Raw genomic sequence first — 23,835 nt, 5'->3', positions numbered from 1 at the left:
TTGTTAGTGCTGCTTAATAATGCGGCGGCGGTGGCTCTGGCATATTCGACATCATAGGCTGTGATGACTGCGACTCTTTAAGTTTTTCAGCCAGCAACTCGGTTTGGCGCTTTATTTTTGCCATCTGTTGCTGGTGAACTTTTATTTCATCATTTAAAATTTCAATCGTTTCGTCTTGAAAAGCCACTTTAGCCTCAAGCTCCATTAACCGATGTTCAATTGTGTTCATTTGGTTCTCGTATAATAAAGCGCTCAGCGATTCCGCTTGAGCTTTCAGTTAACAATGATTTACCGTTATCTGTAAATGTCACATCAAGTACCACTGCCGATTTTGGCTTACTGCCTTCTCTTGGGGTCACTTGCCATGTTTGAATTTTTTCACCACTGTTTAGCTGCCATAAATCCACTCGTTTGTTGGGTGAACCGGTTGCTAATAAAGTGCCTTGGTCGTTAAAGCGCACCGCAGTAAAAATTTTCTGACGCGCAATATACTTTAGTTTACTAACAAGGTCACCTGTAGTCAGCTTCCATACATTTGCTTGTGCCATACTGTCGGCGGTAAAAGCATAACGTCCTTGAGGATCTAAAGCGACTTGGGTTACTCGGGTTGGGTGATTAAAGCGATGGATAACTTGTCCACTTTGGGTATCCCATAAGTAGGCCACATAATCGTTTGAGCCGCTCAATGCATAGCGCCCATTAGGTGATAGGTCTACGGTGTTTACTTTATCTTGGTGGCCTAAAAATTCAATGCGTCTGCCAGTGTTAAGGTTTATAAATACCACAACGCCATCGCTGCGCCCGTAAATAACACTGTTGCCTTGGTTACTAATGGCAATATCGCGGATGCTGGCTTTTTGTATTTTGTAAAAGCCTTTATTTTTGCCTGAGGCTATATCCCAAACGGCAAAGGTGGTTTTTTCGGCGGTAACAGCCACGCTATTATCAAAAGCAATGGCTACGGCATAAACTAAGCTATCTTCAGCCTGTTGTTGAAACCATTGGTATTTAAGCGCTTGCTGTTGATTATCCCAAAGGGCGGCCCCATGATTGATAGAAGACACTAAGCTGTATTGACCATCATGCGATAGTGCGGATGAGAAAGCACCTTGTGCTGTGTGCTCAAAACTAGCCACTGCTTGTTGTTTTTCATCACTACATGCAATTGTTAATAAACAGCAGGTAGCAACTAAAAAAGTACGAAATAACGACATATTACAGGTATTTCCTCTTAACTCTTCGTGACTGAGAGGTTAGACTAGGTTGCGAAAAACGCCTAGGTTGTTTGTCTAATCACTGGATATGTTTTTAGTTTAGCTATTAAACAAGCAGCCTACCATGTAGGCCGTTAATCTTTAACTAGTAATATTACAATAAATGACAACTGCAAAGTGTGTCGGAGATTTAAAATGAGAAAGACGATTAAATTGTCATTGATTGCAGCGTCAGTTTTAGCGCTTACAGCTTGTAATCAAGAAGCAAAAAAAGAGCAAGCAGACGTTAAGCTAGATACTGTAGCGCAACAACAAGCATACGGTATTGGTGCATCTGTAGGTAACTTTTTAAATAAAGACCTAGCAGATAAAAAAGAGATTGGTATCGAATTAGATCAAGCATTATTAATGCGTGGCTTTGAAGATGCACTTGCTGGTAATGCTAAAATTGACGAAGAGAAAATTCGTGAAGTATTAACAGCATTAGATGAGTCAGTGCGTACTAAACAAGAAGAAAAAGCAAAAGTAGAGTCTGAAAAAAGCAAAGTTGAGGGTGAAAAATACCTAACTGAAAATGCTAAAAAAGAAGGCGTAATGGTTACTGAGTCTGGTTTACAGTACGAAGTAATGAGCGAAGGCGAAGGCGCTAAGCCAGTAGCGACTGACGTAGTTAAAGTGCATTATAAAGGTACTCTTTTAGACGGTACTGAATTTGATAGCTCTTACTCACGCAACGAGCCAACAACTTTTCCACTAAACCGTGTTATTCCTGGTTGGACTGAAGGTTTACAACTTATGACTGTTGGTTCTAAGTACAAATTTACCATTCCTTCAGATCTTGCTTACGGTGATCGTGATTTAGGTAAAATTCCTGCTAATTCAACACTTATTTTTGAAGTTGAATTATTAGAAATTCAAAATGATGCAGAAGCTGCCGCTGCAGAATAAGTATTTATATAAAACAAAAAAGGGACCTTAGGTCCCTTTTTTATTGCACTGAATAACTAATTAGTCAGTGTGGTTAGAATATAAGTTATCAATTAACTCATCTTCAAGTGCAAAGCGCGCTTCGAGTGCTTCACCAATAACCGATAGGTCATTATCAAATCCTACTAACAAATCTTCTGCGTCTACTTCAGCGTATTTGTCATTGAAATCTAGAGCAATGTCAGTGGTATCTGAAATACGTGGGTATATAGTATTTGCTAGTTGTTGGCTTTCTAAGCCTTTCTTTTCGCAAGCTTTAGCAATATCGTCGTACACTTCAAAGTGGCCGGCCGATAGGTAATCCATTAAGATTTGGCAAAATGCTTGAATTTGTGATGGTTCAGGCAAAGATTGATCTTTTTTCTCGTAAGGTGAAAAGCCTGCAATTTTACAATAAAGCACAATCAGCTCTTGGCGTTCGTTTAACCAATTGTCGATGACCGTATGGCTACCCCCCCACTTTTGTTGAGCTTTTTCTACACGCTTCAGCATAATTCTTCTCCTAAGCTGGGTTGGATTTTTAATTGGTAATAAAGTTTCTATCATCCAAGATATATTTAATTGGCGTGTATATCAACAAGTAAAATAGATGTAGTACCACAGAGGGTTTTGTTTAAGGTATAAGTTGTAAGTAATTTATTTCAGGCAAGAAAAAACCACCTGTTACGGTGGTTTAATTTCTTTATTAGACTTGTTTAAACAAGCATTCTTATTTTTATTAGAGATTTTTATTATTTTTGTATTAACAATTTTTGTTATTGTTTTGTTAACGCGGGAGTAACAATACCAAGCTTTTTTAAATGTTGCAAATAGTTTAATGAAAAGTTTTTATTATTAACGTTTGCTTGGTTGTTTTATATACAAAATAAAATGAAAACTAAAAATTACTTGATCTAGCGCTACTCTAAGGCGATTTAATCGCTTAGCGATAGAGGGGCCGCAAATATGGTGGTACAATCTTGCACAATTTCTAAAAGCCCTAGGACTCTATACGCTATGAGCGAATTAAAAAACGACCGTTATTTACGTGCCCTTGCCAAGCAACCTGTTGATGTCACGCCAGTATGGATGATGCGTCAAGCTGGACGTTATTTACCTGAATACCGTGCTACACGTGCACAAGCGGGCGATTTTATGAGCCTGTGTAGAAATGCTGAGTTAGCCTGTGAAGTAACTTTACAGCCTCTGCGCCGTTACCCGTTAGATGCCGCTATTTTATTTAGTGATATTTTAACTATTCCCGATGCAATGGGATTAGGTTTGTACTTTGAAACAGGTGAAGGCCCTAAGTTTGAACGCCCAATCTCATCATTAGCCGATGTTAAAAAAATTCCAAAACTTGATCCTACCGATGAGCTTGGCTACGTAATGAATGCTGTAAGCGCTATTCGTCGTGAGCTTAAAGGTGAAGTGCCATTAATTGGTTTCTCGGGTTCACCTTGGACACTTGCAACTTATATGGTTGAAGGCGGAAGCAGTAAGGTTTTTGGTAAAATCAAAAAAATGGCGTTTGCTGAGCCACAAACACTGCATTTATTGCTTGATAAGCTAGCTGATTCAGTGATTGATTACTTAAACGCGCAAGTTAAAGCGGGTGCACAATCGCTGATGATATTTGATTCGTGGGGCGGTGTATTGAGCCCGCGTGACTACAATGAGTTTTCACTGCAGTATATGCATAAAATCGTTGATGGTTTAATTCGCGAAAATGATGGCCGTAAAGTACCGGTTACTTTATTCACTAAAAATGGTGGCCAATGGATTGAGGCAATTGCAGCAACAGGTTGTGATGCAGTAGGCCTAGATTGGACTATTAATATTGGTGATGCCAAACGTCGTGTTGGCGATAAAGTGGCACTACAAGGCAATATGGATCCTTCAATGCTACACGGCACGCCAGATCGTATTCGCCAAGAAGTCGGCACTATTTTAGAAGACTTTGGCACTGGCAATGGTCATGTATTTAACTTAGGTCATGGTATTACACCTGATGTTGATCCAGAAAATGCGGGTGTATTTATTAACGCTGTGCATGAGCTAAGTGCACAATATCATAAGTAAGTTGTGAACTAGCAATAAAAAGCCCGCTAATTAGCGGGCTTTTTTGTGCAAACTATTTTACTTAAGTTTTTACTTAAACAAGCGGTTTAAACCATTTAATGCCGCAACTCGATAAGCTTCTGCCATTGTTGGGTAGTTAAACGTAGTATTTACAAAGTAGTCGATGGTATTGCCACCATTTTTTTGTTCCATTATAGCTTGGCCAATGTGAACAATCTCAGAAGCACGCTCACCAAAGCAATGCACGCCAAGTACTTCTTTGGTTTCTGTATGGAACAATATTTTTAAACTACCCACATCGGTACCTGCAATTTGCGCACGGGCTAAGTGTTTAAATTGCGCACGCCCCACTTCATACGGTACCTTTGCGGCAGTTAATTGCTGCTCTGTTTTACCAACAGAACTCATTTCAGGAATAGTATAAATACCGGCTGGAATATCAATAATCAGCTTTTCATCGCAGTTACCAGAAGCGATGGCATCTGCGGCAATCCGGCCTTGGTCAAATGCCGCACTAGCAAGGCTTGGGTAGCCAATAACATCGCCTACTGCGTATACATTGTCTATTTCTGTTTGGTAGGTTTCGTTTACTTTTACTTGTCCGCGGCTATCTGCTTTTAAGCCAATCGCTTCTAAATTCAGTGTATCGGTATTACCAGTACGGCCATTGGCAAATAAAATGCAGTCAGCCTTTACACGTTTACCTGATTTTAAATGCATAACAACACAGTCATCGCGGGTTTCAATGCGATCAAATTCTTCGTTATGACGAATAACAATGCCACTATTCCAAAAGTGATAGCTAAGCGCATCAGATATTTCAGCATCCATAAACGCAAGTAGGCGATCGCGAGTATTTACTAAATCAACCTTTGCACCTAGCCCTTTAAAGATAGATGCGTATTCACAGCCAATTACACCCGCGCCGTATATAAGTACGCGATGAGGATCGTGTTCAAGGCCTAAAATTGTGTCACTTTCATAAATACGCGAATGGGTGAAATCAACACCTGGTGGGCGATAAGGGCGTGAGCCGGTAGCAATAACAATAGTTTGTGCAGTTAGGCGTTCAGTTGAACCGTCATTACGTCTAATTTCAATAGTGTGCTTATCAACAAAGCTAGCATCGCCTTGAAACATATGAATGCGGTTACGATCGTAAAAGCTGCTGCGTAAGTTTGATTGCTTTGAAATTACCGAGCTGGCATGGCGTAAAATATCTGGAAAGGTAAGTCTTACCGGGCGCTCACCTACGTTAAACAAAGGGTTTGCTTTGTATTCAATATAGCGACTAACCGAATGGCGAAGTGCCTTTGAAGGAATGGTTCCCCAGTGAACACAACCACCACCAACAGCAGTTTGGCGTTCAATAACCGCTACTTTTTTGTTACTTTTAGAGAGGTTCATAGCGGTCCCTTCACCGCCAGGACCCGTGCCAATAATGATTGCATCATATTGGTAGCTCACGGGTACTTTTTTCTTTTCTGGTTGTTTGGCCACAGCCACTCCTATTTTAACTAAAAGAGGCTTTTAATAACCTCGCATTAAGTGCTAGCCATGCCTGTTTTTGTGTTTCCCAGGCGGCTTCAAGCTCGTGATATTGTGCCATTAATGCCGACTTTTCACACTGCTTTGCCATATTATTTTTTTTAGCTTCCAACACTTGTTTTTGTAATGAGCAATAATTTTGCAGCTTTTTAAGCAACAAATCGTACTCTTGTTGTAATAATGTAAGCTTATCTTGCGCTAAAGGCAATTTTGCAAGGCGACCTTGTGTTTTGCTCATTAAGGTTTCTGCTTTAGCTTTTTCAATGCGCTCAACCGGTGTACGCTTTAATTTACTCGCTAAACCAATGGCAGCGAGTGAGCGGATCATCCATTTTGTTGGGTCGTAATGAAACCATTTAATGCCATTGCGGTAATCGCTGGCAAAAATATGATGGAAGTTATGATAACCCTCACCGTAGGTAAATAGTGCTAAAAAGCCATTGTCTCTCGCGGTATTTTTTTCAGTGTAAGGGCGTGAACCCCAAATGTGTGCTACTGAGTTAATAAAAAAGGTAAAGTGCTGACTCAGCACTAAACGCAATAAGCCAGCTAACAGTAACATGCCCCATACATCACCAAGCATTAAGCCGAGTACTAGCGGTAAACCAACATTCATGGCAATTACCAATTTTAAGTAATGCTTGTGCTGCCACATAACAATTTTATTTCGCTGTAAATCACGACAGTTACTGTAATCATCGTAGCTGTCGCCTTGGTAGTCACGTAGCATCCAACCAATGTGGCTATACCAAAAGCCATTTGTGGCGGCATAAGGGTCTTTAACTGGGTCATCAACCTGACCATGGTGAATTCGATGATCGCTACTCCAATGCAATGCACTGTTTTGTAGCGCAAAGGCACCACCAAGGGCAAAAATAAATTCAACCACAGGGTGAGCGTTGTAAGTTTTGTGCGCCCATAAACGATGGTAGCCCGCGGTGATCGATAATCCCGCAAAAAACATGCAAGCTACAAAAGCAACCCACTGCGTGCCTGTAAAGCCATAGTTAAACCCATACCAAGGTACAAGTGTAATAGCAGCCAAAAACGTCAGGCTAAAGAAAAGGACGTTGGTCCATATAATCGGTGGTTTTTTCATGTTTCTCATTTCTCAGCGTACAACTGTACGCTAAAATAATATTTCAATCTGCTGCCGTCAAGTATTAGACTGTACTATTAGCTATTTTTTTAATTAAAAATTTATTACAAATTCACTCAGGGAGCTGTTGATGTCGGGTGTTAGAGCACAACAGAAACAAAAAACACGACAAGCATTAATTGAAGCTGCATTTAATCAACTTAGTGCTGATCATAGCTTTTCTAATTTAAGCTTGCGTGAAGTAGCACGCGAAGCTGGTATTGCGCCTACCTCTTTTTATCGTCACTTTAAAGATATGAACGAGTTGGGCTTAACCATGGTTGATGAAGCGGGTTTAACCCTGCGCCAGCTGATGCGTCAAGCACGCAGACGAATAGCCAGTGGTGGCAGTGTCATCAACACCTCTGTGGTTACTTTTATGGAGTTTATTGATAACTCAAGCAATCAGTTTAGACTTTTGCTGCGTGAACGCTCAGGTACCTCAAAAGCATTTAGAGCAGCAGTGGCACGTGAAGTAAAACACTTTATTTTAGAACTCGCACATTATTTAGAAAGTGAAACCCCCTGCGATGCTATTCATGCGTATATTCAGGCAGAAGCCATGGTTACTTTGGTATTTAATGCAGGCGCTGAAGCGCTCGATATTGAAGGTCAGCAACGCGATGAACTGATTGAGCGAGTTATATGGCAGTTACGTTATATTACGCGCGGCGCGTCAAATTACGTACGTGCTGAAAATAAAGAATAAATATTAAAAAAGTTAAAATAAGCGCTGTATTTTACAGCGCTTATTAATTTAAACCTGCTCTAGGTTTAAGTTGGATATTTTATTCTGCTATCCATTTTTTTTTGAATTTTAAATCCCCAGAAAGTCCCCTTTAATTATTTGTTTGGTATTTTTATGCTTGCGCCAACTGCGTTGCAATGATAAAAATAAGCCTCATTGGACACACACACAAGAAAACAGATGCAAACTATTCGCTTAATTACACTAAACCTAAACCTCTTACTGCTGTGGCAAGTGAGCGGGGATTAGTGTGTTTGCATTGAGTTAAACATTAAAAACCCCGCAACCGCGGGGTTTTTTTTATCTCGCTGCAGGGATAAATCGAAATTTGGGTAATACAGGAATTGAGGGGCAGTTATGCAACAGCAAGATAAAGTATGGATTTTTGATACCACCTTACGTGATGGTGAGCAGGCACTAAAAGCAAGCCTAACAGAAGACGATAAAGTTCAACTGGCGCATACCATTAGCCGCTTAAATGTGGATGTAATGGAAGTGGGGTTTCCGGTGTCGAGCCCAGCTGACTTTCGCTCAGTGCAACGTATTGCCACCGAGGTTAAAGGCCCTATTATTTGTGGCTTAGCTCGCTCGGTTGCCAAAGATATCGAGGCCTGTGGCGATGCGCTGCGCGCTGCACAGCAAAGCCGTATTCATACTTTTATTGCCACCAGCCCGCTTCATCTTGAACACAAGTTGCGTATGAGTCTTGATGATGCCACTGCAATGGCTGTTAAATCTATTAAATTAGCGCGTAACTATACCGATGATGTTGAGTTTTCGTGTGAAGATGCTGGGCGTACACCGCATTGGGATTTATGCAAAATTGTTGAGCAAGCAATTAACGCCGGTGCATCAACAATTAATTTGCCAGATACAGTCGGTTTTGTAACTCCAGATGAATACGCAGCAATGATCCGTCATTTAATGAATAACGTGCCAAATATAGATAAAGCGCGTTTAAGTGTGCATTGCCACAACGATTTAGGTTTAGCCGTTGCCAACTCCGTGGCCGCAGTGCAAGCCGGTGCACGCCAAATTGAATGCACCATTAATGGTATAGGTGAGCGTGCGGGGAACTGTTCACTTGAAGAAGTGGCAATGATCATGAAAATGCGTAAAGACCACTTAAACGTATATACCGACATAAAAAGCGAAGAAATTTATCGCGCCTCTCGTCAAGTGGCCAAAATTTGTAATATGCCGGTACAGCCAAATAAAGCGATTGTTGGCGAAAATGCCTTTGCTCACAGCTCAGGTATTCATCAAGACGGTGTATTAAAAGCGCAAAACACGTATGAAATTATGTCACCAGAAAGTGTTGGTGTACCAAGTAATCAATTAAACATGACCTCACGCTCAGGCCGTCATGTTATAGAGCACCGCTTAGAAGAATTAGGCTATCAAAAATCAGATTACGACATGGATAGCTTATACCAAAGTTTCGTTGCGCTGGCTGATCAAAAAGGCACAGTATACGACTACGACCTAGAGGCCATGATTTACTTTAATCAAATTAACGACAAAGACGAAAAGTACCAGTTAGAGTTTGTTAACTCTGCGTCTAATTCACAATCGGTGGCCAGCTCAACCATAGGCTTGCTGATTGATGGCGAAGCAAAACAAGAAGCCGCAACAGGTAATGGTCCAGTTGAAGCTTCGTTTGCTGCTATTGAGCGCTTAACAGGTATGAGTGTTGAAATGATTGAATACAATTTAGAGGCCACCGGCCAAGGCGCTAGCTCATTGGGGCAAGTGAATATTATTGCTAAATATGATGGTCGTCCCTATCACGGTGCTGGTATTGCGGCCGATGTGGTCGAAGCCTCAGTACGGGCTATGGTTCGGGTTTATAACTTAATTTATCGAGCACAAAAAGTGTCTGATTTAAAACAACAAAGGAAAGCAGGATGAGTAAAACACATTACAGCGTTGCCGTATTAGCAGGCGACGGTATTGGCCCAGAAGTTATGGCAGCTGCAGAGCAAGTACTTGACGCAGTCAGTGATAAATTTGGTTTTACTCTGAACCGTGAGCATCACGCGATTGGCGGCGCAGCCATTGATGAATTTGGCAAAGCACTTCCTGATACAACTTTAAAAGCCTGTGAAAACGCCGATGCTATTTTATTTGGCTCCGTGGGTGGCCCTAAGTGGGAGCATTTACCACCGAATGATCAACCAGAGCGCGCGTCATTGTTACCACTACGAAAGCACTTTGGTTTGTTTTGTAACTTACGTCCTGCTCAATTGTTACCCGCATTAAGCGCAGCATCACCACTTCGTGCTGATATTAGTGAAAAAGGCTTTGATATTTTGTGTGTGCGTGAGCTAACCGGCGGTATTTATTTTGGTGAAAAAGGTCGCAGTGGCGAAGGTGCTGAAGAAGCGGCATTTGACACCCAAACATACTCGCGTAAAGAAATTGAGCGTATTGCACGTTTTGCTTTTGAGGCCGCTAAATTGCGCAGCAATCATGTAACCTCGGTTGATAAAGCCAATGTTTTAGCATCAAGTGTACTTTGGCGTGAAGTAGTCACTGAAGTGAGTAAAGAGTTTCCTGAGGTGAGCTTAGATTATATTTATGTAGATAATGCAGCGATGCAGCTAGTTAAACAGCCTAGCCAGTTTGATGTATTACTGTGCGATAACTTATTTGGCGACATTTTATCGGACGAATGCGCGATGATCACCGGCTCCATGGGGCTATTACCTTCGGCTAGCTTAAATCAATCAGGCTTTGGCTTGTATGAACCCGCGGGTGGCTCAGCGCCCGATATCGCCGGAAAAGGGGTCGCTAACCCTATTGCACAAATTTTAAGTGCCGCATTAATGTTACGTTATTCATTAGGACAAGATGAAGCGGCTCGCACCATTGAAAAAGCAGTTGCAGAGGCGGTTGAAGCGGGTGTGGGGACGCCTGATATTTATCCGCAGGGCGGCTATACCACCACCGATGTTGCAGCGGCTATCGTTTCACGCATTTAATTATTAAAGCCACAGCACCGTTAGGCTGTGGCTCAATCAGATCAGGGAGTTAGCAAGTGGCTCAAACTTTATACAATAAAATTTGGCAAGCACACACGGTTGCCAGCATCAACGAGCAAACCGATTTACTTTATATTGACCGTCATTTAGTACACGAAGTGACGTCGCCACAAGCATTTGCAGGTTTACGTGAAAAAAATCGTAAAGTGCGCTGTCCAGAAAAAACCATTGCGACCATGGATCATAATGTTTCAACTAAAAGCCGTTCATTAGATGCAGCCAGCGAAGTCTCTAAAAATCAACTAATGGCACTGGATGCAAACTGTAAAGAATTTGGTATTTTGCTGTACGACTTAAATTCAGTAAATCAAGGTATAGTACATGTGATTGGCCCAGAGCAAGGGATCACTTTGCCAGGCACCACCATAGTATGCGGCGATAGTCATACCTCAACCCACGGCGCGTTTGGAGCGCTTGCCCATGGTATTGGAACCTCAGAAGTTGAGCACGTATTAGCTACGCAAACGCTACAGCAAAAAAAGGCTAAGTCGTTAAAAATTCAAATTAACGGTGTGTTACGCCCAACAGTAACTGCTAAAGATTTAATTATGGCGGTTATAGGTAAACTAGGCACTGCTGGTGGTACGGGTTATGTGGCTGAATTTTGTGGCGAAGGCATAGAGGCGCTTTCGATGGAAGCGCGCATGACGTTGTGTAACATGAGTATTGAAATGGGTGCCAAGGCAGGTTTAATTGCCCCAGATAAAATCACTTACGAGTACTTAAAAGGCCGCCCGTTTGCACCAAAAGGCGCTGATTTTGACGCCGCTGTTGCCTACTGGGAAACTTTAAAAACTGATGATGGCGCAACCTTTGACTTAGAGGTAGAGCTAGATGCTGCTAATATTCAACCACAGATCACCTGGGGGACTAACCCAGAGCAAGTGATTGGCGTTGACGAATGTATTCCAGATCCAGACAAAGAAACTGATTTAATTAAAGCTGATGCCATTCGTAGTGCACTTAAATACATGGGTTTAAAAGCGGGCGATAAGTTATCAACTGCCAAAGTAGATACAGTATTTATTGGCTCATGTACCAACAGCCGCATTGAAGATTTACGCGCCGCTGCAAAAATTGTTGAAGGCAAGCAAGTGGTTGCTGGCATTGAAGCATTAATTGTTCCGGGCTCAGGCTTGGTTAAACAACAAGCAGAAGACGAAGGCCTTGCCGACATATTTAAAGCTGCAGGATTTGAATGGCGTGAGCCAGGTTGTTCTATGTGTTTAGCAATGAATGACGACCGTTTAGGTGCAGGTAAACGCTGTGCATCTACATCTAACCGTAATTTTGAAGGACGCCAAGGGCGAGGTGGGCGTACACACTTAGTGAGCCCAGCAATGGCGGCAGCGGCAGCAATACATGGCCACTTTGTTGATATTAGAGGAGAAGCCTAATGAGTACTTATTTTAGCGGCTTAATGGCCCCACTAGATAAAAACAATGTCGATACCGACCAAATTATTCCTAAGCAGTTTTTAACTTCAACTAGCCGTGACGGCTTTGATGCGGCCTTGTTTTACGATTGGCGTTATTTAGATAATGGTGAGGCAAACCCTGAATTTATTTTAAATCGTCCTTGTTACCAAGGCGCACAAATATTGTTAACGCGCGATAACTTTGGTTGTGGTTCATCACGTGAACACGCACCATGGGCATTAAAGCAATATGGGTTTGAAGTAATTTTAGCTGAAAGCTTTGCTGATATTTTCTTTAATAACTGTGGCAATAACCAAATGCTTGCTATTGCATTGCCAGCGCAAATATTAGAAGACTTATTTGTGTTAAGTGAGCAGCATGACGATATTCACATTGATGTGGATTTAGAAAACCAGCAATTGCGCAGCAATAAATTTGCGCCAATCAGCTTTGATATTCGCAAAGACGTGAAAGAGCGTTTATTAAGTGGCTTAGACTTTATCGGTGTAACCGAGACCTTAAACCCGCAAATTGATGCGTTTGAAGCAAAGCTTGCCGCTGAGCGTCCTTGGCAATAGTGGCTTAAAAGTTATTAAATAATGAAACGCGGCATAAGCCGCGTTTTTTATTGCTGTCAGATGCTGTTCATCGTGATTACTGTCTTTGTGTTTGTTTAAACGCTAAGCTAATTTTTTACATGTTTAGGGATACATTATGAAATTATTAACAGCTGCAGCACTAATGCTTGCATCAACCGCTGCAATAGCACGCCCAGCGCCTTTAGTATCAATTCCAAGCCATGATGGCTTTTTTGATAATATTGCTGCCCATTGTGGTAAAGCTTTTGAAGGTAAAGTAACGGTTGATAATGCCACAGGGCCGAGTTCATTTGCCGATAAAAAATTAGTTATGCATGTGCGTAAGTGTAATGAACGTGAGCTACAAGTGCCGTTTCATGTGGGTGATGACGCCTCACGTACGTGGATCATTACTAAAACAGGCAGTGGGTTGAGCTTAAAGCACGATCACCGCCATAAAGATGGTACTGATGATGTATCAACTATGTATGGTGGTCATACTTTGGATGCGGGTTTTGCTAACATGCAGTCATTCCCTGCTGATCAGTATTCAAAAGAGTTATTTGTTAGCCAAGGCATACCACAATCGGTTGGCAATACATGGCAAATGTATATTTACCCTGAAAAGTTCACTTACCGACTTATTCGCCAAGGTCGCGAATTTCGCGTGGATTTTGATTTAACTAAGCCTATCACACCACCGGCTGCACCGTGGGGATATGGTGTTAACTAATCTGTTTTTATATTAAAACCACTGGCTGTTTTAATGCTCAGTGGTTTTATGGAAACATAATGAGATGTTATTTCTTTGAGGTTTTTTCTGCAGGCATTTCACACTGCACAAATACACTCAGTGGTGGCTGATAAGCGCGTGGTTTAGTTGGAAAGCGCTCATACTCTTGCACGCCTTCAGTTATTTTTAACATGAAAGGGTTATCGCGACATAAACGGTTTGCGTGGCGCAATAAAAACACACTTTGGTTTCTAAAATGTGGGTAGTCATCAGACTGTATTTCTAAGTGGTAATTGTTAGTGTCTATTTGAGTTTGCTTGTAATGCACCTTTTCATCAAAGTCATAGAGTCGCTGCATTTCAGTTTGCTCTGCCGACACATTCGAACACGCTGTTAAAAATACCCAGCTAATACTTCCATATATATAATGATTTGCTTTTCTGCTCATAAACCTTTAACTCCATCTTGATTTTGGGTAGTGTGATCAGCATATCTATTACACCCGTTATGATATAAGTCTAACACCCAAAAAGGGGAAATGTGATGTTCAAGCAAATTAAACAGCTTTTTTCGAGTATTGATCAGCAAGATTATGATATTGAACAACATGATTTAAAAACAGCGGTTGCCGCGTTATTAATTGAGGTAATGCGAGCGGATAACGATTTACAGGCAGATGAGCAGCATACGCTAAGTCTGACATTAAAAAAGTATTTTGATTTAACTGATGAAGCAGTCGATGAGCTAACTGAGCAGGCAAGTTCGAGCTTAGATGACGCCATTGATTATTTTCAATTTTCAAAGCAAATTAATAATCAATGCAGTGCAAAGCAGCGCATTGAAATAGTTGAACTACTCTGGCGATTAGCATACTCAGATGGTGAACTTGATCCACAAGAAGAATACGTTATTCGTCGTGTTGCAAACCTATTGTACGTTACCCATGAAGACTTTATTGCTGCAAAGCTTGCAGCAACAAAGTTGTAGCGAATGTTTATTTTAGTTTACTTGCTACGCTAACCAACTGCTGCGCAAGGCCGGCTACTTTTTCAGCGGTAGCAGGGTCGTTAATACGGCCGTTTTCGTCTAACAAAGTATGAATAGCCGGTACAGCTAATTGATTGGCTAATACTAAACTGCCAATGCCAGATAAAATATCACGCACGTGATTTAAGCCACGTAAGCCGCCAAGTCCACCTGGTGATGCTGCATATAATGCGGTTACTTTATTTGCAAATGCAGGCTCTGCGCCTTGTTCGGTGCGAGATGCCCAATCAATGGCATTTTTTAACACCGCGGTAATAGAACCATTATATTCTGGGCTGGCCAGTAAAATACCATCGGCTGTGCGCAGTTTGTCCTTTAATTGTTGTACGCCGGCTGGTGTGCCTTGTGCTTCTAAATCTTCATCAAACATTGGTATGGCTAAGTCTGCAAGTTTAATCACTTCCACTTCAGCGCCACTTTCTAGTGCAAAACGTGCAGCTTCATTAATAAGTTTTTGATGGAAGCTGTCTTTACGTAAGCTACCTGCTAGGGCAATAATTTTTGGTGTAGTCATGAGTTGATCCTGATGCTGATTATCTATAGGTATGACTTTAACAAATAATCACTTGCAGAAAAGCCAAATAAACGCAAAACTTGTGTGCATATATGCACAGTTTAAAGAGTGGTTACCATGGCAATTCAATTTGATGATTGGCAAGATCTTAAGGTTGCTTTTGAGGTGGCGCGGTTAGGTACTTTAACTGCAGCAGCCGAAGCGCTAGATGTGCATCATAGCACGGTGCTCAGACGAATTAATAACTTAGAAAAAAGCTTAAATGCGCGATTATTCCACCGCCATGCTCGTGGCTACAAAGTCACAGAGATTGGCGCTAAGTTATTTACCACAGCACAAGCAATTAACGGTGAGCTAGAGCGTTTACACAGTGACATAATTGCAGCAGATAGTACCTTACAAGGTAGTTTGTTACTCACCACTGTGAGTGGTTTTATAGATGTATTAAGTGAGGTATGCGAGCAGTTTCAAACCTTGCATCCGCAAGTGCAATTACAAGTGATTATGGATCAAAAGCGTTTGCGCTTAGACCATGGCCAAGCACATATCGCTGTAAGAGCAGGCCCTAGACCGGATGAAGGTGATTATATTGCGCAGCACTTGGCGGCACTCTCGTCAGGATTTTATGCCTCAAAACATTACATTAGTCGTTATGGCTTGCCACAAACGTTAGCACAACTCTCGGTGCATAATTTTGTATCGGGTGTGGCTGGGTATAATGGCAAAGTGCCATATTTTTCGTGGGTTGATGAAAATATTCCCTCGTCGCAAGTTAAACTTAGAGTATCAGAAACCTCAGAGGCTACTCGCGCCATCGTTAAGGGGCTAGGGATTGGCGGATTACAACATGATGTTGCAGCGCAATACTCTGATTTAGTGCCTGTATTACCTAACGAACTTAGTTGGCCTACTGACTTATGGTTAGTGACGCATCATTTAGTGCATCGTACTGCGAAAGTGCAAGCGTTTAGTCAGTTATTAAAAACCTATTTTAAGCAGCGTAAATTAAGTTAAAAAAGCTACAACGATTTTTTTATAGAAATACCCAAGCGCTTGGCTAGCCGTGTTAAGTTAGCGCGGTCGACCTGTAAACTACGCGCTGTGCTTGCCCAGTTATAATTATGTTGTTTAAGTTGCTGTATAATAAGCTGCTGAGTGTAAGTATCGGTGGCTTGTTTTAACGAAATGTTGTTTGTTAAAGGTGTGGTTGCAAGCTGGTTTGAGTGTTCAAGAGCTAAGGTGTTAACAGCGCTTAAGTTTAGCTCGCAATGCTCTGGCTGAATAGTAATAATTGGCTGCTGCCATTGATGCTGTTTAGCTTTTAATGCGGCGCGATTAATAACATGTTCCAGCTCTCTTACATTGCCAGGCCAGTCATATTTTTTTAGCAGTAATTGCGTTTCAATGCTGAGTTTTAGCTGTTTAATCGCAAGCTTACGAGCTGTTTTTTCCAAAAAATAACCGGCTAATAAAATAACATCTTCATCACGGGCTTTTAACGGCGCCACGCTTAACGGGTACACACTTAGGCGATGATATAAGTCGGCGCGAAATCGCCCCTGTTCTACTTCGTGTTTCAAATCACGGTTAGTGGCTGCAATCACTCTAACATCAACATATTTAAGTTCATCTTCACCAACGGTTTGTACTTCGCCACTTTGCAGTACCCGTAATAATTTACTTTGCATTGCCAGTGGTAGCTCGCCTATTTCATCCAAAAATAAGGTACCGCCATCGGCTAACTGAAACTTACCTTGGCGAGCATTTTGTGCCCCCGTAAAGGCGCCTTTTGCATGGCCAAAAAATTCACTTTCGGCGAGGTTTTCAGGCAGTGATGCACAATTTAAATGGATCAATGGCTGATCTTTGCGTGCTGAATGCAAGTGAATATTACGCGCCACCAACTCTTTGCCGACCCCAGTATCACCTAAAATTAATACACTAAAATTAGAGGCTGCAACCAGCTTTATTTCGTTTTTAAGGGTTTGTATTACTGGGCTTTGGCCAATAATTTCACCACCATCACGCTTGAGCGCCTCACGGTTTAACTCTTGTACTAATTCACTTGAGTGCTGGGCATGTTGTTTGTAATGGGCAAGCTCTAGGGCTGTTTTAAAGTGCGCACTGCACAAGGTTTGTAAGGTATTAAGCGTATCAGCGGTAATGCCGTCAAACGCATCAGCGTTTAGGCTATCAAAGGTCAAAATACCAAGCAGCGAATCTTTATCATAAAGCGGTAACCCTAAGCAGGCATGCACTGGAATATCACCCGTTTTAGCTAGTAGTAAGCCGTCATATGGGTCTGGAAGCGGGCAGTCATGTGCAAATTGCAGTGCCAAGCGGTGATTACAAATAGCATCTAGGCGAGGATGCTCTGCAATGTTAAAGCGCCTGCCTAAGCTATCAGGCATTAAACCTTTAATCGCTAAAGGTTTTAATTGCTCGCCTTGGCGAATTAACAAGGCGCTAGCATTACTTGGAATAACACGTTCAACTGTGGCTAAGAGCTGCTCAAAACTGTGGGCATGTAAGGTGCTTTGTGCAAGCTCCAAGGCAACTCGAGTCAGATTGAGTTGTTGGTTCATGTCAAAATGACCTGTTAGTGTATTTAATTGGTTTTTATAGTAGGTCATAAAGACTCTTTTTGTAAAGTGAAATTAAATAACGCTTTGAATTTAAGAGTTTTATTTAATTGGCATGGTCTGTGTAATAACAAAATAACGAAAGCAGTTATTGGAGTTGTTATGAGCAGTATTTTTTTAGAGCAGGTTAATTATTCAGTGAAGTCTAATTCTCTGTATTACCGTGTGCTATCTCATGCAAATAAGATGCTATGTATTAGCGTATTGGGGGTGTTGATTACGCTGCTAATAAGTTATCCCTATGCAGGCTACTTTTCTATACCGGTACAAATTTTTGCACATATTAGCACGATTGTTCTCGCGGCTATTATCAAAGTGAGTTACGTACTGCGCTGTGTGGCACAGCATGGGCTGGGACAGGAGGTGCGCTAATGAAGCCCATAAACTTAGCCGAACCTATGCCAGCGCAGGTCGCATTTCATCAGGTATCACAATGGTCATTATGGATGTTGGCATTTAGACCCTTTTTTTTAGCTGGTGGATCACTAGCGTGTTTGTCTGTGGGTTATTGGTTACTTATTTTAAGTGGCGATGCACAGTGGTATTTAGTTATGCCTGCTAATTTGTGGCATGCACATGAAATGTTATTTGGTTTTGCGGGCGTGGTTGTGGCTGGCTTTTTACTTACTGCAGCACAAACATGGACCGGTGTTGCAAGTATTAACGGTAAACCATTGATGTGGCTTAGCCTAATATGGCTTAGTGCACGGCTTAGTTTTTTTGTAGTTGTGCCTAGCATTGCTCAGTTTAATGTTTATGCGGTACTGATTTTACAAGTTGTTTGGTGGCTCTCGGTAATTATAGTGTTAGCCAGCATGTTGATAAAAGCGAGCAGTAAACGCAACTACTTGTTTTTATTTATTCTTTCATTTTTATGTACGCTCAATATGTTGTATTTAATACTAGTGCTAAAAAACCAAACGCAGCTAGCGCTTGCAATGGTTGATACCGCAGTACTGGTTATAAGCTTGTTGGTAGGAGTTGTAGCTGGGCGTGTATTACCCTTTTTTACTGCCAAAGGGCTGGGCTTATCTAAGCAGGTACGCACACCAAACATAGATAAAGCTATTTTATACTTATCGGTATTGGCGATAGCATTATTTTTTATTAGTAAATTATTTTTCACTGTAATTAACCCGGCACTAGTTGTGATGAGTGCAGCGTTTTTGCATTTAGTTCGCGGTGTTTGCTGGTGGAACAAGCAAGTCCTAAAAGTCCCATTATTATGGTCGTTACACTTTGCGTATTTAGCTTTAGGTATAGGTTTAATGTTAGTGGCAATCAGTTTTTATAGCAGTGCAATACTGTTTAAAGATGCTCTGCATTTTATCACTATTGGTGGTATCGGCATGATGATTTTAGCCATGATGACACGGGTATCACTAGGACATACCGGTCGCTCACTTAGTATTCCTGGTTTTATGAATCTTGCATTTGCATTGGTGTTTAGTGCCGCAATTATTCGTGCTTTTCTCCCGTCTTTTATTGGGCCACACCTAGCTTGGCAGATCAGTGCTGTGCTTTGGTTACTGGCCTTTTTATTATTTTTAATTCACTGCACTCCTATATTAACGCGGCGTCGTGTTGATGGGCGTCGTGGTTAGTTCACCCATAGGAAACCAAAATGTTATCTGAAAAAACTATTGAGATTGTAAAAAGTACAGCTCCATTACTTGCAGAAGCGGGTACAGCCGTCACCGATCATTTTTATAAGCGCATGTTTAGCCATAACCCGGAACTTAAACATATTTTTAATATGACTAACCAAGAAACGGGTCGTCAGCAATTTGCATTATTTAATGCCTTGGCTGCGTATGCGCAAAATATTGATAATTTAGCCGTGTTAAAAGAGGCATTAGCTAGAATTAACCATAAGCATACCAGCTTGAATATTTTACCCGAACACTACCCTATTGTAGGGGCGCATTTGATCGGCACACTTAAAGAGCTTATTCCTGATCAGTTTACAGCTGATGTTGAATACGCATGGCGAGAAGCTTATAACCTACTGGCTGATATTTGTATTACCGAAGAAGCAGCGTTGTATGCACACAGTAAAAATAATCATGGTGGCTGGGTAGGTACACGGAAGTTTGAAATTACTCATAAACATGTTGAGTCTGAATTTGTAACCAGCTTTATCCTCACACCTTTAGACGGCAAAGCTGTTATTTCCCACAAGCCAGGACAATATATTGGCATTAAAGTTAAGCCTGAGGGGGCAGAATATGAAGAGATCCGCCAGTATTCTATTTCGCAAAAGAGCAATGCTAAAAACTATCGTATTAGCGTTAAAAAAGAGTGCCAACCACAGCCTGGCGTGGTGTCTAACTATTTACACTCACTAGAGCAGGGCGCACGAGTAGAGCTATACCCACCAGCAGGTGATTTCTTTTTGAAAGATGCAACAAGCCCCGTTGTGCTTATTTCTGCAGGTGTTGGCCAAACCCCAATGATGGCTATGCTGCAAACGCTATTGAGCGACAATACTAATCAAGCGATTAGTTACTTACACGCGTGTGAAAATAGCCTTGAGTATTCATTTAAAGACTACCTAGCTCAGCAAACGGCTATGCATCCACAACTAAAAACCTTAACCTGGTTTAATCAAGGTGGTGGGGGATGTGATTACACAGGTCTTATGGATTTATCTGTGCTTGAAGCATCACTGCCTATTAGCGAAGGGGCATTTTATTTGTGTGGACCAGCTTCATTTATGGCTTATGTAAAAGGCCAACTACTTGACTTAGGTGTACAGAGCGCGAATATTCATTACGAAATATTTGGACCACACCAAGCATTATAAACATAAGTTACAGCTTTTTACTGTCGGTGTTTGCGGCATAAGCTTGTTGTTGCCACGCATTAAACAGCTTTTGTTGTTGATTTGATATTTTTAAACCATAAGTTTTTTGCATGTAAGCGTATGCATCGGCAATACGTTTACGTGCATAAACCGGAGGCTCTATAACGCGTTGTTTAAAATTAACCTTAACCTCACAGCGACCATATTGATTAGCATTTTGGGCTAACATGCCAAAGCGATAGTTTGAACGATCAGCGTTAATTTCACCGATTGCGGGAGCTAAATTGTTAATATCAGCTTCCATCATGCGAAACTTTGCACTTACTTTACGGCAATTTTTACGTCCACCATCTTGCCAGCATTGTAACTGATGACCGAACTCCCAAGCGGGTACAATATGTTCCCATTCTATTCGCAGAGCGCGTTGGTTCACGTTACCTGAGCGGGTAAATGTGTTGCGTGGCACATAACCACAATGGGTTGCATCGGGTACTAACTTTTTGCCTTTACGTTTTATGTCGCAACCACAATAGATACTTTTTGCATCCGTTGGTAAGGTTTTAATTAAGTGTTTTTTAGCACTGGAAAAACGAGTAAATTGCTCAGCATTAATAGTAAAGCTGATAACGCAAAGCAATAACGCAAAAATAAAATGCGGCATATCCTATCACTTTAGTGAACTACAGGAGCCGCGATTTTAAAGAGAATAACCTAAATGGTAAATCAGTTTTCTGTACAACCTGCTTAAAAACTCAGGATAGCTTACGTTTTCTTGTTCTTAATCGGATGTTTTGCAGTAATAAAATAAAACCAGTAAAACTAAAAAACACACTGCTGGCAGCAAAGCTAATGAGTAACGGGTTGTTAAAATCCTCGCGCTCATCGTAATCCATAATGTGTAACATCCAAAAGAAGTCAAACACTCGCCAAATATTACTGCGAACTGTAATGAACTCGCCGTTATCAGCATTAAAATATAAGCTGGTACTAAGCATATCGTTAAAATTAACTTGCCAAATATTTTCTTTAAACCCGGCTTCTCTAAAACTGGTTGCCAGCTTTTTAGTGCTTATAACGTTTGCATTAATTAAAAGGTGAGCGTGGGCATTAGTGATTATTTGTGCCTTGCTTGGTGCTGAAAGTGGGTCGCCAGTTGTACCATTAAAACTATAGGTTTTACTCGCTGTAGTTACTGTAATTACTGGGGTATTTAAAAAGTGACTATAATTAATTTGCTGGGGTTGTGGTGTATTCGCAATAATTTTATCAAGTGAGGCTGTGTAATCGGCTTGGCTGAAAGGGTTTTCTAGTTTGCGGTTTGCAAGGTGTTTACCGTGTACTTTTTCAAGTGGCATGGCGCTCATAAATAAACCGCCAAGCAGCCATGCAAAAATTTGTATTACTAAAAAGTAGCCTAGCCATTTATGCAGCTTACGGGCTGTTTTAAAAATGCGTTTGTTCATTCGCTTTCTCATTATTATTATTTTTTGTGCAAGGTACCTAATGGAGCTAGCTATCATTAGGTTAATAGCTGTATTAACCGTTACTTTAATACTTGCAGCTTAATAAAGGAATTAAATAAATTATAAGCTGTTGATTTGGTATAAATGCAAAATTAGGTTAAAGTTTGCGGTGAAATTTAAGTGGGGTAACACAACTGTATGTCGGAAATTCAATTTTTAAATGTAGATCTCGAGCTTGAGTCAAAGCAAGATATTAGCGTATTAGTTGCTGATTTAAAAAAGGTCGCAACCATTTTACATTATGATAAAGACGAATACCGCCAACTGGCACGCATCGAAGTAGCTGGTGAAATAACCACACCTGATAAAGCAATTAATCACTTATGTGAGCTAATTGAGTCGTGTTCACGCAATGCATTAAAGCAATGGTTAAGTTGTTCTCGCAGAACGTTTGATATGGGGTTTGAGTCGGGTACGTCGCCAAAATGTTTTAATCAGGCCTTGCATGCAGATACCTTGTTACGCATATCTGCAATTGGCGCAGGCATAGAAGTTACTATTTACCCTCTGGAAAAGTAATTTAACCTTTTCGTTCGACTACGGCTGCGGTCATTCTTGATACGCAGCAAAGCTCATTGCGACTATTGGTTATTTTAATATCCCAAACTGAGCTGCGTTTACCAATATGATAAGCCCTTGCGGTAGCCGTTAATGTGCCATTGCGTGACGCTTTTAAGTGGCTGGCGCTGATCTCTTGCCCAACACAATAAAATCGACTGAAATCAACTACAAAGTTAGCGGCATAACTTGCTACGGTTTCAGCAAGGACTACATTGGCACCGCCATGCACTATACCCATAGGGTTATGATGCTCAGGTATGGCTGGCATAGTGGCGACTAAGTAGTCATCTCCAATTTCACTGATTTCAATTCCCATGGTCTTCATGAGCGTGCCTTGGCCAGTGATCCCTTGATCTAATTGCTTACAAAACTCTAATGTAATTGGTTGGTGCCAAATACTCATGCTAGCTCCTTGGATAAGTAATTGAGAATTAATATGGTAATGCGCTGCTAATAATTACATTTATTATTGGGGTTTTAAAGCATCTTATTGTTTAGCCATCATCACTTATGAGGTATTAATTTATATTTGCGATTTTTAAATAACTGTATATACTCACAGTTAATTGTACTGTATGGAAAACCAGTTGTATGCGACCATTAACGAAACGCCAAGCGCAAATACTCGAACTTATCAAAGTGTTTATTAAAGACACTGGTATGCCTCCTACACGTGCCGAGATTGCACAAACATTGGGTTTTAAAAGTGCAAATGCTGCAGAAGAACATTTAAAAGCACTGGCTAAAAAAGGTGTGATTAAAATGAAGCCGGGCGCGAGTCGGGGTATTCAGCTTGTTGAAGAAGAAGAGCCAGAGCAACTGGGCTTACCTTTAATTGGTCGAGTTGCTGCGGGTGAGCCAATATTGGCGCAACAGCATGTAGAAAGCCACTGTAAAATTGACCCTTTAATGTTTAAACCTGCGGCCGATTTTTTACTGCGTGTTAACGGCATGAGTATGAAAGATATTGGCATTATGGATGGCGACTTACTCGCTGTACATAAAACTCAAGTAGCTGAAAATGGTCAGGTTGTTGTTGCTCGAGTGGATGATGATGTTACGGTTAAACGTCTAGAAAAAGCCGGCAGAAAAGTATTACTGCATGCTGAAAATGACGAGTTTTCAGCTATTGAAGTAGACTTGGAAAATGAATCTTTCAATATTGAAGGTTTAGCGGTGGGTGTTATTCGTAACGCTGATTGGATGTGATAGTTAAACATAACTTAGCGCTTAATATTGATTAGGCGCTGTTTTTACATGAATTATTTTTGTA

General features: G+C 41.1%; 26 protein-coding genes. 15 read left to right on the top strand and 11 right to left on the bottom strand.

Annotated elements, in window-relative coordinates:
* Positions 1 to 13: 13 nt before the first annotated feature.
* Positions 14 to 229 (bottom strand): SlyX family protein, encoded by a 216-nt coding sequence (locus ACNSN3_RS14180; RefSeq protein ID WP_010392339.1) that lies wholly within the window; start codon positions 227 to 229, stop codon positions 14 to 16.
* A complete protein-coding gene (locus ACNSN3_RS14175) occupies positions 216 to 1,214 on the bottom strand; it encodes a WD40 repeat domain-containing protein (protein ID WP_418607818.1) in 999 nt (332 codons plus the stop codon). The genes ACNSN3_RS14180 and ACNSN3_RS14175 overlap by 14 nt, the downstream gene beginning before the upstream one ends.
* Before the next feature lie 195 nt (positions 1,215 to 1,409).
* On the opposite strand from ACNSN3_RS14175, the gene fkpA reads away from it, so the two are divergent.
* Complete coding sequence (gene fkpA / locus ACNSN3_RS14170; protein ID WP_021033142.1) at positions 1,410 to 2,162, top strand: FKBP-type peptidyl-prolyl cis-trans isomerase; 753 nt, start codon at positions 1,410 to 1,412, stop codon at positions 2,160 to 2,162.
* A gap of 60 nt (positions 2,163 to 2,222) precedes the next feature.
* Here the strand turns inward: fkpA and ACNSN3_RS14165 are convergent, their stop codons facing one another.
* On the bottom strand, positions 2,223 to 2,693 hold the full coding sequence (locus ACNSN3_RS14165) for an Rsd/AlgQ family anti-sigma factor (RefSeq protein WP_010392345.1): 471 nt from the start codon (positions 2,691 to 2,693) through the stop codon (positions 2,223 to 2,225).
* Positions 2,694 to 3,197: 504 nt separating this feature from the next.
* On the opposite strand from ACNSN3_RS14165, the gene hemE reads away from it, so the two are divergent.
* Entirely contained in the window at positions 3,198 to 4,262 is a 1,065-nt protein-coding gene (gene hemE, locus ACNSN3_RS14160) for a uroporphyrinogen decarboxylase (protein ID WP_418607815.1), read from the top strand.
* A gap of 69 nt (positions 4,263 to 4,331) precedes the next feature.
* Here hemE and sthA read toward each other — a convergent pair whose 3' ends face one another.
* Both sthA and ACNSN3_RS14150 read right to left on the bottom strand, forming a co-directional pair.
* On the bottom strand, positions 4,332 to 5,762 hold the full coding sequence (sthA, locus tag ACNSN3_RS14155) for a Si-specific NAD(P)(+) transhydrogenase (RefSeq protein ID WP_041709585.1): 1,431 nt from the start codon (positions 5,760 to 5,762) through the stop codon (positions 4,332 to 4,334).
* 13 nt (positions 5,763 to 5,775) lie between these two features.
* Positions 5,776 to 6,909 (bottom strand): acyl-CoA desaturase, encoded by a 1,134-nt coding sequence (locus ACNSN3_RS14150; protein ID WP_054202812.1) that lies wholly within the window; start codon positions 6,907 to 6,909, stop codon positions 5,776 to 5,778.
* 130 nt (positions 6,910 to 7,039) lie between these two features.
* On the opposite strand from ACNSN3_RS14150, the gene fabR reads away from it, so the two are divergent.
* The 6 genes from fabR to ACNSN3_RS14120 all read left to right on the top strand — a co-directional run bounded on the left by fabR (position 7,040) and on the right by ACNSN3_RS14120 (position 13,469).
* Positions 7,040 to 7,657, top strand: coding sequence for an HTH-type transcriptional repressor FabR (fabR, locus tag ACNSN3_RS14145; protein WP_008114202.1), 618 nt, complete (start codon positions 7,040 to 7,042; stop codon positions 7,655 to 7,657).
* A 396-nt stretch (positions 7,658 to 8,053) separates the two neighbouring features.
* Positions 8,054 to 9,607, top strand: coding sequence for a 2-isopropylmalate synthase (gene leuA, locus ACNSN3_RS14140; protein WP_010392352.1), 1,554 nt, complete (start codon positions 8,054 to 8,056; stop codon positions 9,605 to 9,607).
* On the top strand, positions 9,604 to 10,680 hold the full coding sequence (gene leuB / locus ACNSN3_RS14135; RefSeq protein WP_054202813.1) for a 3-isopropylmalate dehydrogenase: 1,077 nt from the start codon (positions 9,604 to 9,606) through the stop codon (positions 10,678 to 10,680). The genes leuA and leuB overlap by 4 nt, the downstream gene beginning before the upstream one ends.
* 56 nt (positions 10,681 to 10,736) lie before the next feature.
* Positions 10,737 to 12,137 (top strand): 3-isopropylmalate dehydratase large subunit, encoded by a 1,401-nt coding sequence (gene leuC, locus ACNSN3_RS14130; protein WP_138621521.1) that lies wholly within the window; start codon positions 10,737 to 10,739, stop codon positions 12,135 to 12,137.
* Complete coding sequence (gene leuD / locus ACNSN3_RS14125; protein ID WP_054202815.1) at positions 12,137 to 12,736, top strand: 3-isopropylmalate dehydratase small subunit; 600 nt, start codon at positions 12,137 to 12,139, stop codon at positions 12,734 to 12,736. Before leuC ends, leuD begins: the two co-directional genes overlap by 1 nt.
* A gap of 136 nt (positions 12,737 to 12,872) precedes the next feature.
* Positions 12,873 to 13,469 carry a hypothetical protein gene (locus ACNSN3_RS14120; protein WP_008114191.1) on the top strand — a complete coding sequence of 199 codons (597 nt, stop codon included), beginning with the start codon at positions 12,873 to 12,875 and terminating at the stop codon, positions 13,467 to 13,469.
* 67 nt (positions 13,470 to 13,536) lie between these two features.
* Here ACNSN3_RS14120 and ACNSN3_RS14115 read toward each other — a convergent pair whose 3' ends face one another.
* Positions 13,537 to 13,917, bottom strand: coding sequence for a hypothetical protein (locus ACNSN3_RS14115; protein ID WP_418607811.1), 381 nt, complete (start codon positions 13,915 to 13,917; stop codon positions 13,537 to 13,539).
* A 95-nt stretch (positions 13,918 to 14,012) separates the two neighbouring features.
* Here ACNSN3_RS14115 and ACNSN3_RS14110 point away from each other — a divergent pair, with 95 nt between their 5' ends.
* On the top strand, positions 14,013 to 14,456 hold the full coding sequence (locus tag ACNSN3_RS14110) for a TerB family tellurite resistance protein (protein WP_036980539.1): 444 nt from the start codon (positions 14,013 to 14,015) through the stop codon (positions 14,454 to 14,456).
* A 7-nt stretch (positions 14,457 to 14,463) separates the two neighbouring features.
* On the opposite strand, the gene ACNSN3_RS14105 is transcribed toward ACNSN3_RS14110, so the two are convergent.
* Positions 14,464 to 15,030, bottom strand: coding sequence for an NADPH-dependent FMN reductase (locus ACNSN3_RS14105; protein ID WP_054202817.1), 567 nt, complete (start codon positions 15,028 to 15,030; stop codon positions 14,464 to 14,466).
* 117 nt (positions 15,031 to 15,147) lie between these two features.
* Here ACNSN3_RS14105 and ACNSN3_RS14100 point away from each other — a divergent pair, with 117 nt between their 5' ends.
* The gene (locus ACNSN3_RS14100) at positions 15,148 to 16,044 is read left to right on the top strand and encodes a LysR family transcriptional regulator (RefSeq protein WP_010392364.1); all 897 of its coding nucleotides are present in this window, start codon (positions 15,148 to 15,150) and stop codon (positions 16,042 to 16,044) included.
* Positions 16,045 to 16,049: 5 nt separating this feature from the next.
* On the opposite strand, the gene norR is transcribed toward ACNSN3_RS14100, so the two are convergent.
* Positions 16,050 to 17,615 carry a nitric oxide reductase transcriptional regulator NorR gene (gene norR / locus ACNSN3_RS14095; RefSeq protein WP_418609076.1) on the bottom strand — a complete coding sequence of 522 codons (1,566 nt, stop codon included), beginning with the start codon at positions 17,613 to 17,615 and terminating at the stop codon, positions 16,050 to 16,052.
* 159 nt (positions 17,616 to 17,774) lie between these two features.
* On the opposite strand from norR, the gene ACNSN3_RS14090 reads away from it, so the two are divergent.
* From ACNSN3_RS14090 to hmpA, 3 genes are read left to right on the top strand one after another with little or no spacing between them, the layout of a single operon-like run.
* Entirely contained in the window at positions 17,775 to 18,044 is a 270-nt protein-coding gene (locus tag ACNSN3_RS14090; protein WP_249931422.1) for a hypothetical protein, read from the top strand.
* The gene (locus ACNSN3_RS14085) at positions 18,044 to 19,276 is read left to right on the top strand and encodes an NnrS family protein (RefSeq protein WP_418607808.1); all 1,233 of its coding nucleotides are present in this window, start codon (positions 18,044 to 18,046) and stop codon (positions 19,274 to 19,276) included. Before ACNSN3_RS14090 ends, ACNSN3_RS14085 begins: the two co-directional genes overlap by 1 nt.
* A 20-nt stretch (positions 19,277 to 19,296) precedes the next feature.
* Positions 19,297 to 20,478 carry an NO-inducible flavohemoprotein gene (gene hmpA, locus ACNSN3_RS14080; RefSeq protein ID WP_418607806.1) on the top strand — a complete coding sequence of 394 codons (1,182 nt, stop codon included), beginning with the start codon at positions 19,297 to 19,299 and terminating at the stop codon, positions 20,476 to 20,478.
* Between the two features lie 7 nt (positions 20,479 to 20,485).
* On the opposite strand, the gene ACNSN3_RS14075 is transcribed toward hmpA, so the two are convergent.
* On the bottom strand, positions 20,486 to 21,139 hold the full coding sequence (locus ACNSN3_RS14075) for an endonuclease (RefSeq protein ID WP_010392372.1): 654 nt from the start codon (positions 21,137 to 21,139) through the stop codon (positions 20,486 to 20,488).
* 91 nt (positions 21,140 to 21,230) lie between these two features.
* Positions 21,231 to 21,941, bottom strand: coding sequence for a hypothetical protein (locus ACNSN3_RS14070; protein ID WP_138570715.1), 711 nt, complete (start codon positions 21,939 to 21,941; stop codon positions 21,231 to 21,233).
* Positions 21,942 to 22,139: 198 nt separating this feature from the next.
* Here ACNSN3_RS14070 and ACNSN3_RS14065 point away from each other — a divergent pair, with 198 nt between their 5' ends.
* Entirely contained in the window at positions 22,140 to 22,520 is a 381-nt protein-coding gene (locus tag ACNSN3_RS14065; protein ID WP_008114170.1) for a hypothetical protein, read from the top strand.
* 1 nt (position 22,521) lies between these two features.
* Here the strand turns inward: ACNSN3_RS14065 and ACNSN3_RS14060 are convergent, their stop codons facing one another.
* Entirely contained in the window at positions 22,522 to 22,965 is a 444-nt protein-coding gene (locus tag ACNSN3_RS14060; protein ID WP_008114168.1) for a PaaI family thioesterase, read from the bottom strand.
* A gap of 188 nt (positions 22,966 to 23,153) precedes the next feature.
* Here ACNSN3_RS14060 and lexA point away from each other — a divergent pair, with 188 nt between their 5' ends.
* Entirely contained in the window at positions 23,154 to 23,771 is a 618-nt protein-coding gene (gene lexA / locus ACNSN3_RS14055; RefSeq protein ID WP_010392379.1) for a transcriptional repressor LexA, read from the top strand.
* The last annotated feature ends 64 nt before the right edge of the window (positions 23,772 to 23,835 follow it).

This window comes from Pseudoalteromonas sp. US3C1004 (genome assembly GCF_048401065.1).
In the GTDB taxonomy this organism is placed as follows: Bacteria; Pseudomonadota; Gammaproteobacteria; order Enterobacterales; family Alteromonadaceae; genus Pseudoalteromonas; species Pseudoalteromonas undina.
This window is presented reverse-complemented; position numbering and strand designations above follow the sequence as displayed.